This window comes from Flavobacterium pasteuri, from assembly GCF_048286615.1.
Classification (GTDB): domain Bacteria; phylum Bacteroidota; class Bacteroidia; order Flavobacteriales; family Flavobacteriaceae; genus Flavobacterium.
The window spans coordinates 332115-346981 of the sequence record NZ_JBLVPN010000003.1 but is presented as its reverse complement, the minus strand read 5'-3'; the positions used below and the strand labels follow the sequence as shown (position 1 = coordinate 346981).

At 34.5% G+C, this 14867-nt stretch carries 12 protein-coding genes; 8 read left to right on the top strand and 4 right to left on the bottom strand.

The annotated features are described in order from the left end of the window. Nucleotides 1-48: 48 nt before the first annotated feature. Nucleotides 49-2667, bottom strand: a complete 2619-nt coding sequence (gene gyrA / locus ACNQF6_RS06500) for a DNA gyrase subunit A (protein ID WP_417964320.1) — start codon at nt 2665-2667, stop codon at nt 49-51. 256 nt (nt 2668-2923) lie between these two features. On the opposite strand from gyrA, the gene ACNQF6_RS06495 reads away from it, so the two are divergent. The 8 genes from ACNQF6_RS06495 (at nt 2924) to ACNQF6_RS06460 (ending at nt 10817) form a co-directional block, all read left to right on the top strand. After that, a complete protein-coding gene (locus tag ACNQF6_RS06495) occupies nt 2924-5470 on the top strand; it encodes an ATP-dependent Clp protease ATP-binding subunit (RefSeq protein WP_417964318.1) in 2547 nt (848 codons plus the stop codon). A gap of 139 nt (nt 5471-5609) precedes the next feature. Then, nucleotides 5610-6992, top strand: a complete 1383-nt coding sequence (gene rimK, locus ACNQF6_RS06490) for a 30S ribosomal protein S6--L-glutamate ligase (RefSeq protein ID WP_417964316.1) — start codon at nt 5610-5612, stop codon at nt 6990-6992. An 85-nt stretch (nt 6993-7077) separates the two neighbouring features. Next, complete coding sequence (locus tag ACNQF6_RS06485) at nt 7078-7593, top strand: DUF421 domain-containing protein (protein ID WP_417964314.1); 516 nt, start codon at nt 7078-7080, stop codon at nt 7591-7593. Between the two features lie 61 nt (nt 7594-7654). After that, entirely contained in the window at nt 7655-8251 is a 597-nt protein-coding gene (locus ACNQF6_RS06480) for a Crp/Fnr family transcriptional regulator (protein WP_417964499.1), read from the top strand. Nucleotides 8252-8340: 89 nt separating this feature from the next. Then, on the top strand, nt 8341-9219 hold the full coding sequence (locus ACNQF6_RS06475; protein WP_417964312.1) for a pirin family protein: 879 nt from the start codon (nt 8341-8343) through the stop codon (nt 9217-9219). A gap of 31 nt (nt 9220-9250) precedes the next feature. Then, nucleotides 9251-10135 carry a pirin family protein gene (locus tag ACNQF6_RS06470; RefSeq protein WP_417964310.1) on the top strand — a complete coding sequence of 295 codons (885 nt, stop codon included), beginning with the start codon at nt 9251-9253 and terminating at the stop codon, nt 10133-10135. A 1-nt stretch (nt 10136) separates the two neighbouring features. Further along, complete coding sequence (locus ACNQF6_RS06465; RefSeq protein ID WP_417964308.1) at nt 10137-10529, top strand: OsmC family protein; 393 nt, start codon at nt 10137-10139, stop codon at nt 10527-10529. 6 nt (nt 10530-10535) lie between these two features. Further along, nucleotides 10536-10817 carry a GNAT family N-acetyltransferase gene (locus tag ACNQF6_RS06460; protein ID WP_417964306.1) on the top strand — a complete coding sequence of 94 codons (282 nt, stop codon included), beginning with the start codon at nt 10536-10538 and terminating at the stop codon, nt 10815-10817. Nucleotides 10818-10889: 72 nt separating this feature from the next. Here ACNQF6_RS06460 and ACNQF6_RS06455 read toward each other — a convergent pair whose 3' ends face one another. Genes ACNQF6_RS06455 through hutH form a run of 3 tightly spaced genes read right to left on the bottom strand, consistent with a single transcriptional unit; the run spans nt 10890 to nt 14412 of the window. Next, nucleotides 10890-12173: an inorganic phosphate transporter gene (locus tag ACNQF6_RS06455; protein WP_315208208.1), complete on the bottom strand. Its 1284-nt coding sequence runs from the start codon at nt 12171-12173 to the stop codon at nt 10890-10892. Nucleotides 12174-12203: 30 nt separating this feature from the next. Beyond that, complete coding sequence (locus ACNQF6_RS06450; RefSeq protein ID WP_315208210.1) at nt 12204-12848, bottom strand: DUF47 domain-containing protein; 645 nt, start codon at nt 12846-12848, stop codon at nt 12204-12206. A 49-nt stretch (nt 12849-12897) separates the two neighbouring features. Beyond that, nucleotides 12898-14412 carry a histidine ammonia-lyase gene (gene hutH / locus ACNQF6_RS06445; RefSeq protein ID WP_417964304.1) on the bottom strand — a complete coding sequence of 505 codons (1515 nt, stop codon included), beginning with the start codon at nt 14410-14412 and terminating at the stop codon, nt 12898-12900. Nucleotides 14413-14867 lie beyond the last annotated feature (455 nt).

Sequence of the window (14867 nt, the reverse complement as noted above, 5' to 3'; positions counted from 1 at the left end):
AATATTCTATTTTTGTTTAATAATTATTCTTGGTTTTCTAATTTTAATTTATACATCGTCATCTTCTTCGTCACCTTCAGCCTCGTCATCTTCTTCTTCTTCAGAATCGTCTTCGTCGTCATCCTCATCTGTACCTTCGTCTTCAAGAACTTCTAAAACTGGTTTAACTCTTTCAATAGCTTCCGTTTCGATAACATTACCTTCTTCATCTACAACTACTTCAGCAACATCGTCTTTCATAACTTTAGTAACTGCGGCAATCGAATCGTTTCCTTTGATGTTAATCAACTTCACTCCTTGCGTAGCACGTCCCATAACTCTCAAGTCTTCAACAGCCATTCTGATAGTCAATCCTGATTTGTTGATAATCATTAAATCATCCGCATCAGTAACGGCGTTTATCGAAATCAGTTTTCCTGTTTTCTCGGTTATATTTAAAGTTTTAACTCCTTTACCACCACGGTTTGTGATTCTATACTCATCTAGGCTTGAACGTTTTCCATAACCATTTTCAGCAACAACTAATATTTCGCTGTTCATGTCATTTACAGTAACCATGCCAATTACTTCGTCAGTATCATCTTTAAGCGTAATTCCACGAACTCCTGAGGCTGTTCTTCCCATCGGACGTGTTTTAGTTTCTTCAAAACGAACTAATTTACCTGACTTCACAGCCAAAATAATTTGGCTTTCACCATTGGTTAATTTTGCTTCCAATAATTCATCACCTTCCTTAATAGTTATTGCGGCAACTCCATTAACTCTTGGTTTAGAATATTTCTCTAAAGATGTTTTCTTAACCTGACCTTTTTTGGTTACCATAATAAGGTTATGGCTATTGATATATTCTTTATCTTTTAAATCTTGAGTACAGATAAACGCTTTTACTTTATCGTCGCTTTCAATATTTACCAAGTTTTGGATTGCTCTACCTTTAGCCGTTTTACTACCCTCCGGTATTTCATAAACACGCATCCAGAAACATTTTCCTTTTTGGGTAAAAAACATCATGTATTGGTGATTCGTTGCTACAAACATGTGCTCTAAGAAATCTTGATCTCTTGTTCCAGCACTTTTTTGTCCAACTCCTCCTCTGTTCTGAGTTTTGTATTCCGTAAGATTAGTCCGTTTAATGTAACCTGCATGAGATATTGTAATTACTACATTTTCATCGGCAATTAAATCCTCAATACTTACATCACCACCTGAATATTCAATTACAGAACGACGCTCATCTCCGTATTTATCACGAATTTCAGTTAGTTCTTCTTTAATCAAAGCAATTCTTAAGTTTACATCTGCTAATAAAGCTTTCAAGTGCTCTATTAACTTCATGATTTCTTCGTATTCTGTTCTTAACTTATCTTGTTCAAGACCTGTTAATTGGCGCAAACGCATTTCAACAATGGCACGCGATTGAATATCTGATAAATTAAACCTTTCGATTAATTTTTCTCTAGCTTCTTCCGTACTTTTTGAAGCTTTGATTAAAGCAATTACTTCATCTATATTATCCGAAGCAATAATCAAACCTTCTAATATATGAGCTCTTGCTTCCGCTTTTTTCAACTCAAATTGCGTTCTACGAATTACTACATCATGACGGTGTTCGATAAAATAATGAATCAAATCTTTTAGATTCAACATTTGTGGACGCCCTTTTACAATGGCAATATTATTTACACTAAACGAAGATTGTAATTGTGTAAACTTATAAAGTGTATTTAAAACTACGTTTGGTGTCGCATCACGTTTTAAAATATAAACGATACGCATCCCATTTCTATCTGACTCATCACGGATATTCGCAATTCCATCAATTTTTTTGTCATTAACCAAATCAGCCGTACGCTTTATCATATCAGCTTTATTGACTTGATAAGGTATTTCGGTAACGATAATACATTCTCTGCCATCTACTTCTTCAAAACCAACTTTAGCACGCATTACAATACGTCCTCTACCAGTTTTGAATGCTTCACGAACGCCTTCATACCCATATATTATACCACCAGTGGGGAAGTCTGGGGCTTTAATATGATTCATTAACTCGTCAACTTCAATATCATTATTATCCATGAAAGCCAACGTACCATTAATTACCTCAGTTAAGTTGTGAGGCGGCATATTAGTGGCCATACCTACTGCGATTCCTGTTGCCCCATTGATTAATAAGGTAGGGACACGAGTTGGCATAACTGTTGGTTCTTGCAGTGTATCATCAAAATTTAATTTAAAATCAACAGTTTCTTTATCGATATCTGCCAAGATTTCTTCCGAAATCTTACGCATTCTAGCCTCAGTATAACGCATTGCTGCAGGACTATCGCCATCAACAGATCCAAAGTTACCCTGACCATCAATCAATAAATAACGCATACTCCATTCTTGTGCCATACGAACCATCGCATCATAAACAGATGTATCTCCGTGTGGGTGGTATTTTCCAAGAACTTCTCCGACAATTCTTGCTGATTTTTTATGGGCAGATCTAGAATTAACACCTAAATCATGCATTCCAAATAATACTCTTCGATGTACTGGTTTCAAGCCGTCTCTAACATCTGGAAGCGCTCTTGATACAATTACTGACATCGAATAATCGATGTAAGCTGATTTCATTTCATCTTCTATGTTAATAGGAATTAACTTTTCTCCTTCAGACATAAGTTGTTATATTAAAAAATTATATTAGTTTCAAAACGTGCCAATATACGCCTTTTTGAAATTTTTAAACCTATTTAGCAGTAGTTATTTCGATGATTTATTAACAAATTTTAAAGTCGTTTTAGTTAATAAATTAAGTCAATTTTAACTATAAATTTATTTTTATTTTTGTCTATTAGCTGACACCACTTCTTATAGGAATGGTTTTTGTTTTTCAATTACTAATTCACTAAATTTACGATATCAAATATATATTATGGATGATAATTTTTCACCAAGAGTAAAAGACGTTATTACTTACAGCAAAGAAGAAGCTTTGCGACTAGGTCATGACTTTATAGGAACCGAGCACTTAATGCTGGGTATCTTAAGAGACGGTAACGGGAAAGCAATTCAAATATTGAATAACCTATCTGTTGATTTGGACCATTTACGCAGAAAAGTAGAGATATTAAGCCCTGCAAGTCCAAGCCTAGAAGTAAATGTTGAGAAAAAAAACTTACACTTGACACGCCAAGCAGAACGAGCATTGAAAACTACTTTTCTTGAAGCAAAAGTTTTTCAAAGTTCCTCTATCAGCACAGCACATTTATTATTGTGTATTTTAAGAAATGAAAACGATCCAACAACCAAGCTATTGAATAAATTAAAAATTGATTACGATATAGCTAAAGAACAATATCTAAACATGACTCCAAACGAAGAAGATTTTATAGAAAATTTACCACGAAACGAATCGTATAATGACGATTCAGGACAAGATGACAGTCTAAAAGAAGGGTCTTTCAACAATCCAGCCAATAAATCCAATAAAAAATCTAAAACACCTGTTTTGGATAATTTCGGAAGGGATTTAACTGAAATGGCCGAAGAAGGAAAACTGGATCCTGTTGTGGGACGTGAGAAAGAAATTGAACGTGTTTCTCAAATTTTGAGCCGTCGTAAAAAGAATAATCCTTTACTTATAGGAGAACCGGGAGTTGGAAAATCAGCTATTGCCGAAGGTTTAGCGTTGCGAATTATTCAGAAAAAAGTATCACGTACCTTGTTCAATAAACGTGTCGTTACTTTAGATTTAGCTAGTCTTGTTGCAGGTACAAAATACCGCGGACAGTTTGAAGAGCGCATGAAAGCAGTTATGAATGAATTAGAAAAAAATGACGACATCATTCTTTTCATAGATGAAATTCACACTATTGTGGGTGCCGGAGGTGCAACAGGTTCACTGGATGCTTCTAACATGTTTAAACCTGCATTAGCTCGTGGAGAGATTCAATGTATTGGCGCAACAACATTAGACGAATACAGACAGTATATAGAAAAAGACGGCGCATTAGAAAGACGTTTTCAAAAGATAATTGTAGAACCTACATCAGTTTCAGAAACAATTACCATTTTGAATAACATCAAAAACAAATATGAAGACCATCATAATGTTACCTACACACAAGAAGCAATCGAAGCGTGTGTAAAATTAACAGATAGATATATGTCCGAACGTTTCTTGCCAGATAAAGCCATTGATGCATTAGATGAAGCAGGTTCTAGAGTTCACATTACTAATATTGAAGTGCCAAAACAAATTTTAGATCTCGAACGCCAACTAGAGGACGTACGTGAATTGAAAAATGTTGTGGTTAAAAAACAAAAATACGAAGAGGCCGCTAAACTTCGTGATGATGAAAAACGCATCGAAAAAGACTTAGCTATTGCCCAAGAACAATGGGAAGAAGATGCTAAGAATAACCGAATTGAAGTTACTGAAGACAATGTGGCTGATGTGGTTTCTATGATGAGTGGAATACCTGTTAACCGTATTGCACAAACTGAAAGTAACAAACTAGCCAAACTTCCAGAACTTATCGAAGGTAAAGTAATTGGACAAAGAGAAGCAGTAATGAAAATTGCTCGTTCTATTCAAAGAAATCGTGCTGGATTAAAAGATCCGAATCGACCAATTGGTTCTTTTATTTTCTTAGGTCAAACCGGTGTTGGTAAAACCCAATTAGCCAAAGTATTAGCTAAAGAGTTATTCGATTCTGAAGATGCATTAATTCGTATTGACATGAGTGAATACATGGAAAAATTTGCAATCTCCCGTTTAGTTGGAGCGCCTCCGGGATATGTAGGATATGAAGAAGGTGGTCAATTGACAGAGAAAGTAAGAAGAAAACCATATTGTGTCGTATTATTGGATGAGATAGAAAAAGCCCATCCTGATGTTTTCAATATGTTATTGCAAGTTTTAGATGACGGATATTTAACAGATAGTTTAGGTCGAAAAATTGATTTCAAAAACACTATAATCATCATGACTTCCAATGTTGGAGCTAGACAATTAAAAGATTTTGGACAAGGTGTTGGTTTTGGAACTGCCGCCAAAGTAGCTCAGGCCGACGACAATTCGAAAAGCATCATCGAAAATGCATTGAAAAAAACTTTTGCTCCTGAATTCCTAAACCGAATTGACGATGTAATTGTTTTCAATGCTTTAGAAAAACATGACATCGATTTGATTATCGAAATCGAATTGAAAAAATTATTCGCCCGTGTTGCTGAATTAGGATACCAATTGAATCTTTCTGACAAAGCAAAAGCATTTATTGCAGAGAAAGGTTTTGATAAACAATTTGGCGCAAGACCACTAAAAAGAGCGATTCAAAAGTATGTTGAAGATGCGCTTGCAGAAGAAATTATCACTTCGAAAATTACTTTAGGAGATGAGATTTTTATGGATATTGAAGATGGCTCACAGGAGTTAACAGTGCAAATTCATAAAGCTGGGGAACCCACAAATCCTTAAATTTAGTAAACAATTATAGTAAAATAAACCCGTTACGTTTTTATAACATAACGGGTTTATTCTTTACAGTAAACATACTTTTTTTGAAAACAAATATTTACATTTGGTCTTTATAAAAAAGGTTAAACAAAATTAATTTATGTCAGATAACAAAGTTATTTTAGGTAGTGAAGAATGGTGTTCTTTTCCAGAATTAGGAATTCCTACTATTAAAGCGCGAGTAGATTCCGGTGCAAAAACTTCCGCTTTACATGCTATAAATATTGCTCCATTTATAAAAAATGAAAGCAACTGGGTAAAATTTGACATCAACCCAATACAAAATAATCAAAAAACGGTAATTCATTGTGAAGCACCATTAATTGACAAACGTATCGTTAAAAGTTCGAGTGGTTTTAGAGAACAACGCTATGTCATTCAAACAAATTTACAAATTGGAAGCTCTCAGTGGCCAATAGAAATGACGCTTACCAATCGAGATTCGATGGGTTTCAGAATGCTTTTAGGACGTGAAGCCATGAGCGGAAGAGTTCTTGTTGATCCGGAACAAAAATATCTTTTGGGACAACCTACAACTGACACTTTAAAAGAATTATATAAAAATTCCGAGAAAGCAAGTTCTGGTTTACGAATCGGACTTTTGGCGAGTAATCCTGAATTGTACAGCAACAAGCGTATTATGGAGGCAGGCGAAATGCGTGGTCACGAAATGCACTTTCTGAACATTAAGGAATGCTATATGAAACTGGATGCAAAAACGCCAGAAATTCATTATCGTGGCGGTAAAATATTAAATCAATTTGACGCCATTATACCAAGAATCAGGCCTAGTATTACATTTTACGGTTGTGCTTTGACACGACAATTTGAAGCCTTAAAAGTATATTGCTTGAATTCATCAAATGCCATTACGCAATCACGCGATAAATTATATTCGTTGCAATTATTATTAAATCACGGTGTAGAAATCCCTACTACTGGTTTTGCAAATTCACCATTGGATACTGATGACTTGATAAAAATGGTTGGCGGCTCTCCTTTAATCGTAAAATTACTGGAAGGAACGCAAGGAAAAGGTGTCGTCTTAGCCGAAACAAAAAAAGCTGCCGAGAGTGTTATCAATGCTTTCAAAAGCCTAAATGCCAATATATTAGTTCAAGAATTCATCAAAGAAGCCAACGGAAAAGACATTCGTTGTTTTGTAATTGATGGAAAAGTAGTCGCCGCCATTCAGCGCGAAGCAATGCCAGGCGAATTTAGAGCCAACATCCATCTTGGAGGAACCGCATCGGTTATAAAAGTAACCCCAGAAGAAAAACGTATTGCCATAAAAGCTACGAAAGCAATGGACTTAAAAGTCGCAGGCGTTGACATTATTCGTTCTTCAAAAGGGCCATTATTATTAGAAGTAAATTCATCTCCAGGATTGGAAGGAATTGAAGGAGCCACCAATAAAGATATAGCCGGTGAAATGATAAAAGCAATTGAAAAAAATTTCAAACAAAAAACAGATTTAAAATAGTATTATTCCAACCATGAATTTGTAAAAACCTAACTTAAGTTTTTGTCATTTTTAAATTTAAAAACAAAATAGTAAACCTAAAAAAATGAACGAGTACCTTGCTATAATTCTTCGCAGTAGTGCCGTTTATTTTTTCATGGTTATCGCTTTACGCCTTTTTGGCAAGAAAGAATTGTCTCAACTGAACACTGCCGACGTGATATTAATTCTGCTCATTAGTAACTCCGTTCAAAATGCAATGGTAGGAAACGATACTAGTTTATTGGGAGGTTTAGCAGCAGCAACTGTATTGTTTACCATCAATTTTATTTTAAAGAAATTAATGTTTAAGTTCCCAAGATTCAGTGATTTCATGCAAGAAAAACCAGAAATTCTTATACACAACGGCAATTTGGATTTTAAGACTCTTAGCAAATTAAACATCACTTCCGATGAATTAAAAGAAGCCATGCGGGAACATGGTATTGAATACTTTAAAGATGTAAAATTGGCAATGCTAGAAATAGACGGAAATATTAGTATTATATCCGGCGAAAATAGTCTTCGTCAAACCCATTACAAACGCAGACGGATTCATAAAAATTTGAGCGGAATAAATTAGACTTAAAGAACTCAAAAAAATAGCAAAAGGAGTATAAAAATAAACGAATTGCCTCAAAATAATTATGCTCGATTCTTTCAAAACATACTTTCAATCCAAAACAAATTTAACAGACGAACAGTTTCATTTGATTACAGATACGTTGCAATCTAAAAAAGTAGAAAAAGGAACTGTCCTACTACATCAAGGCGATATTTGTCATCACTCTTTTTTTGTATCCAAAGGATTACTGCGTTCCTATACCATTGACGAAACCGGAAAAGAACATATCATTCAGTTTGCGGCTGAGAACTGGATTATTTCGGATAGAAGCAGTTCTTATTTCAATGAGCCTTCTGAATTATTTATTGATGCCATTGAAGATACTGAAATAGTGTTTATCGACAAAAAATTTATTAATGCAGCTGCAGAAATCAGTGTTCTTTTTCGAGAGCAGGACAATATTGCGCTACACAATCACATTCGGCAACTTCAAAAACGAGTGAACCTCTTACTGGGAGCAACAGCTGAACAACGGTATTTAGATTTCATTACCATTTATCCGAGTCTTACTTTGCGTATTCCACAATGGATGATTGCTTCCTATCTGGGCATTACACCCGAAACCTTAAGCAGAGTTCGCAAGGAATTAGCCAAAAAAAATTTTAAGCCGTATTAGTTCTTTCTAAAATCATTTCTTATCCTACATCAATGCATCTGATTTTAATCCATAGTAAATTTGTACTATAATTAAAATAAGACATCGCAATGAAAACAAAAAAAATCGAATTAGTATTGGCTCCACCTCCACCACACATGGTAGGTGATGGATTTAGAGTACACAATTTTATCCCAAGTGGGTATCATTTAGACATGAAAAGAATGAGTCCATTTATTATGATGGATTATAATTCTAAATTTTATTTTCCACCAACGGACCAACCTAGAGGTGTAAGTGTTCATCCACACAGAGGTTTTGAAACCGTTACGATTGCTTATAAAGGAAAAGTAGCGCATCATGACAGTTCAGGAAACAGTGGTGTTATTGGCGAAGGAGATGTACAATGGATGACAGCGGCTTCGGGAATTTTACACAAAGAATACCACGAAGAAGAATTTAGCAAAAATGGCGGTGATTTTCAAATGGTACAACTTTGGGTCAACCTTCCGGCGAAAGACAAAATGTCAACACCAAAATACCAGGGAATTACTAACGACCAAATTAATAAATTTGAGATTCCTGGAAAAGGTGGCGTGATTGAAGTTATAGCTGGGGAATATGAAAATTTGAAAGGTTCTGCTTCTACTTTTACACCCGTACATTTACAGAATGCCAAATTAAATAAAGGAGCAAAAGCATCTTTTCATTTTCCGGCAAATTACAACACTGCTTTACTTGTAATTGAAGGAAGTATAAAAGTAAATGATAGCGAAAATGTTCCTGCTGACCATTTTGCATTATTCGAAAATGATGGCGAAGAATTTACCATTGAAGCTACTGAAAATGCAATCGTTTTAATTTTAAGCGGAGAACCTATCAATGAACCTATTGTAGCACACGGTCCGTTTGTAATGAATAGTCAAGCCGAAATCATACAAGCATTCAATGATGTGAATATGGGGAAATTCGGTTATTTAGAAGAATAATCCTTATTTTTATATTTTAAAATACATAAAAATGTCAAATATAAAACTGATAATAGAAGAACGCCCGAGCAATATTGGCAACTTTATGGTTGGGCGATTGCTTCCCTTTCGAGAAAAAAGAATGGTTGGACCATTTGCATTCATCGATCACATGGGACCAACTTGCATGAGCGATTACGAAAATTTAGATGTTCCACCACATCCACATATTGGGCTTTCCACTTTGACGTATTTGTTTGAAGGAAGTATTATGCACAAAGACAGTTTGGGAACTGAAATGGAAATCAAACCCGGGCAAATCAACTGGATGACATCAGGTAAAGGAATCGTTCACTCGGAACGAACGCCTGAGTATTTGCGTAGTTCCAATAAAATGTTGCACGGACTTCAAATTTGGGTGGCATTACCGAAAGAATTAGAAGAAATGGAGCCTTCTTTTTTCCACGTTCCTGAAAATCAAATACCAGAATGGAAAACGGATGATATTGCCTATAAACTTATAGCCGGTGAAGTACTTGGCAAAAAATCACCTGTTCCCGTTTACAGTCCATTGTATTTATTAGAACTAAAAAGCACTACGGATCAAACAGTCACTATAGGCAAGCATCTATTTGGCGAAAGTGCTTTATACATTCTAGAAGGCAGTATTGAAAGTGAGGGAAATGTTTTTGGTCCAAAGCAAATTTTGATTGCCAAAGACAGTAAACTCTGCACCTTTGATATGGCAGAAAACACTACTATTTATATTTTTGGAGGAGAACCTTTTCCGGAAGAACGAATTATCTATTGGAATTTTGTGGCTTCAACCAAAGAGCTGATTGAAAATGCAAAAGAAAAATGGTTGGCACAAACTTTTGATAAAGTTCCCGGAGAAACTGAATTTGTTCCACTTCCTGATCAAAATAAAAGACAATAATATGGGTAAAATAACAGCAAGTATCGACACTGAACTTTATAAAACAGAAATACAATCCGAAACAAATTTGATTATTTCTGATGAACCTGAAAGTAGCGGAGGAAAAGATTTAGGCTTTACGCCAAAAGAATTACTTGCGTCCTCTTTGGCAGCCTGCACCTGCATTACTTTACGCATGTATGCTAACCGAAAAGGCTGGAATTTAACCGATGTAAAAGTTGAAGTCACTTTTGAAACTGATGCAGTGGAAAATAAATTCAAAATAATGCGCAACATTCAATTATTTGGGGATCTAGACACTGATCAAAAAGCCCGATTATTAAACATTGCAGATAAATGCCCGATACACAAAATTTTAACCAACCCAATCGAAATAACAACAGCATCAAATTAGAAAAACATGACAATTGAACAAATAAACGAAACCAAAAACGGCTACTTTAGAGCCGTTGATAACGACATCGAAGCAGGAAGAATGACCTATACTTGGGCAGGAACTGATAAATTTATTATTGACCACACGGAAGTAAATCCTGATTTTACAGGACAAAGCGTGGGCAAAAAAATGGTCTTGGAAGCCGTACAATATGCACGGGAAAATAATCTTAAAATTTTACCATTATGTCCTTTCGCTAAAAGCGTATTTGATAAAACGAAAGAAATACAAGATCTACTATTTTAGAAAATTGAATTTTTAGCGCATAAAAAAACCATTCTCAGTGAGAATGGTTTTTTTGTAATTATTATTTTAGCATTAAATAAAAATACTAAAGATATAGTAAATGATTGCTGCTAATATTGCAGAAATTGGAATAGTTAAAACCCAAGCCCATAGTAAGCTAACGGTCATCCCCCATCGTACGGCTGAAACTCTTTTAGTAAGTCCAACTCCAATGATAGATCCAGTAATAGTATGCGTTGTACTTACAGGCACTTTAAAATGCTCTGTAAAATAAAGTGTCAATGCTCCTGCAGTTTCTGCGGCTACACCTTCAAAAGAAGTTACTTTTGTAATTTTAGATCCCATTGTTTTCACAATTTTCCATCCTCCACTTAACGTTCCTGCTGCAATAGCAGAATAACAAGCTAAAGGAATCCAAGCTGGCATTTTAAAGGCACCTTCATCGTTTGGCAAAACAACATCTAACCAAGCCGGTAAAGATTCTTGAGCTACACCACTGGTGTGAATATAAACTGCTACAGCTGCTGCAATAATACCCATAACTTTTTGTGAATCATTTCCACCGTGTCCTAAACTAAAGGCTGCAGAAGAGAGTAATTGCATTTTTTTTAACCATGCCGTAGCTTGATTTAAATTTAAACTACTGAATATTAAACAAAATGTGCTTATGGACAAGATTATAAAGGCTACTAAAAACCACTTGATATTGTGTGCTTCAAAAGCAACGCTCCAAAAAGGAGAATCAAAACGAGGCTTTTCAATTTGATCGTAGTAAATCATTTGGCTTTCTACAAACCAAACGGTCAGGATCATTAAAGAAGCGGTGAAAATCTTTGGATAAATGCTCTTTTTAGAGGCATTAAGAAGCCATATCGATATTAAGTAAGAGATTAGAGCTCCTAACAATGGTGCCAATATAATAAAAGCAACAATGATTAAAACTCCCGAAGGCATTCCGCCATCTTTTCCTTCTTTGTACCAAGAAACAACCCCAAAACCTGCATGCGCAATTGCTGCTCCAGCAAAACCACCAATTAAGGTGTGTGAGGAACTGGATGGAATTCCTTGCCACCAAGTAAATAAATTCCAAATGATAGCCGCGATTACACCAGCTAAGATTACAACTAGGTTAATATCCATGGTATTGGCCGTTTTTGCAACTGTATCTGCTACACCAAAACCAAAAACCCAATACGCCAAAAAGTTAAAAAAAGCCGCCCAAACTACCGCCTGAAAAGGAGTTAATACTTTTGTGGCAACAACGGTTGCTATAGCATTGGCAGCATCATGAAAACCATTAATGTAATCAAAAATTAAAGCCAGGACTATAATAACTATAAGTAGAGTAAATTCCATAATTATAATTTCAGAATAAAACCGATTGAATTAAGAATGTTTTACAGAAATTGATTCTAAAACACTAGCAACACTTTTGCATTTATCAGCAGCAGTTTCTAAAACTGATAATACTTCTTTGTACTTGATAATGTTTTTTGCATCTGTTTCGTTTTCAAATAAATCAAGAACTGCTTTATCATAAACATTATCTGATTTATTTTCTAACTTGTTAATTCTAACGCAAGCATCAGTGATATTCTTTATTTTTTTCAAATCTCTTAATTCTCTTACAGCAATATCAATATTCTGACAAGCTTCAAGATTGATTTCAGTCAATTTTCTGATCGATTTTGTAATTTTATCCACCTGATACAACTTCATTCTACTTGCTGCACCGTGAAGGTTATCCGCAACATTGTCGATAGAAGTAATTAATGAGTGTATATCTTCTCTATCAAATGGAGTAATGAAGTTTCTACTTAACTCTAAATTTGTTTGACGTGTAATGTCTTCTCCTTTTTGCTCTAAAGCATCAATTTTTTGAAAAATAACCTCACGTTCCTTCAAAGGAAGATTTACAGCTTCGTGTAAGTTTGTAGCAATTTCAATTAAATTACTAGAAGCTTCCTCAAAAAGAGGGAAAAACTTTTTATCTTTAGGAACCAAAAATTGGAAAAAATTATTTATGTTCATTTCATTAAAATTTAGTCCGGCAAAATTACTGCATTATTTAATGCTAATGTTAAGCTAATATTAACAAATCATTTTCTATCTGAAAAGTATTCAAAAAAGAAACGGTATTCTCTATGTCATAATGTAAAATTCGGTCTTCTTTTATCAATGGAACTTCCTCTCGATACGCACTTAAAAACATCTCAATAAAATCGCTTGACAGCAACGGTCGTCTGTATTCAATCGCTTGTGAAGCATTCATTAGTTCAATCGCAAGAATCCGTTCCAAATTATCTAAAACACGCAAGGCTTTTGTAGCTGCATTTGCACCCATACTTACATGATCTTCTTGTCCGTTACTGGAAACAATACTATCAATACTGGCAGGAGTTGCCAATTGTTTATTTTGACTGGCAATACTAGCCGCTGTGTATTGTGGAATCATTAAACCAGAATTTAATCCTGGATTATCCACTAAAAATGCAGGAAGATTACGCAAACCAGAAATCAACTGATAGGTTCTTCGCTCCGAAATACTTCCTAATTCCGCTAACGCAATTGCCATAAAATCTAATGCTAACGCTAATGGTTGCCCGTGAAAATTACCTCCAGAAATGATTTGGTCGCTTTCTATAAATATGTTAGGATTATCCGTCACCGAATTAATCTCTGTTTTAAAAACTTTCTTCACATAATCAAACGCATCTTTTGATGCACCATGAACTTGTGGCATACATCTGAACGAATAAGGATCTTGAACATGTGTTTTTACTTGCTCGATGATTTCGCTTCCTTCCAAAAATCCTTTTATACGATTTGCCGTTACAATTTGTCCTTTATGAGGCCTGATAAAATGAATCAATTCATGAAAAGGTTCAATTCTTCCATCAAAAGCTTCTAATGAAATACTTCCAATCAAATCTGCCAAATAAGAAAATTTGCTGACCTTCATTAAAATATGCGCTCCGTAGGCACTCATAAATTGGGTTCCGTTCAATAAAGCCAATCCTTCTTTAGACTGCAGCACAATTGGTTTCCAGTCGAAATGCTTCAAAATTTCAGCAGAATGTACTTTCTTACCTTCAAAATAAACATCGCCTTCACCTAATAAAGGCAATGATAAATGCGCCAAAGGAGCTAAATCTCCCGAAGCTCCAAGTGATCCTTGTGTATAAATTACAGGAAGAATATCATTATTATAAAACGCAATCAATCGTTCCACAGTTTGCAATTGAATTCCGGAATGTCCATAACTCAAGGACTGGATTTTAAGCAACAACATCAATTTTACAATTTCAGTTGGTACTTCCTCTCCTGTTCCACAAGAATGCGATTTTACTAAATTTTCTTGCAGCTTTGATAAGTTCTCATTTGATATTTTCACATTACAAAGCGAGCCAAATCCCGTATTTATACCATAAATAGGTTCTAAATGAGAAGCCATTTTTTTATCTAAATAATCCCTGCATTTTTGAATATTAACTTTTGCTTCTTCAGAAAGTGCCAATAATTTACCATGAGAAATAATCTCTTCTAATGTTTCAAAACTGAGTAATTGCGTGCTTATATAATGTGTATTGTCCATTTTTATTTTCTAATTAAAGGGTAAAATTCAATAAATCTATATTAATAAACAACATTTATTGAATATAATTTAAAATTCAGACCTAAAGACAAACTAACATTAAGTGTCATGCTTAAAAAGTTACAAACTAATTAATTAAAAATCCGTGAGATAAAGAGCTATAAATAATACGAGTTGCAATAATAAACTTCAGAAATAGTTACTAAAACTCCTCAAAACGGCTTTATTAATGGAATTAATTATTTGTAATCAGTTATAAAACGAATAACAAACCGTTTAATTTTTTCATAAAAATACGAATAGCTTGAACATTGACCCTGAAAACTAAACAATATTCAATATTCTTCTCAATGGTATTGAAAAATTAAAATATTCGCAAAAACGATATTAGAGGCTTTCGTTTTTATAAAAAACTGTACTTTTGAAAAATCAAATGACAAATAACAGAACAACAT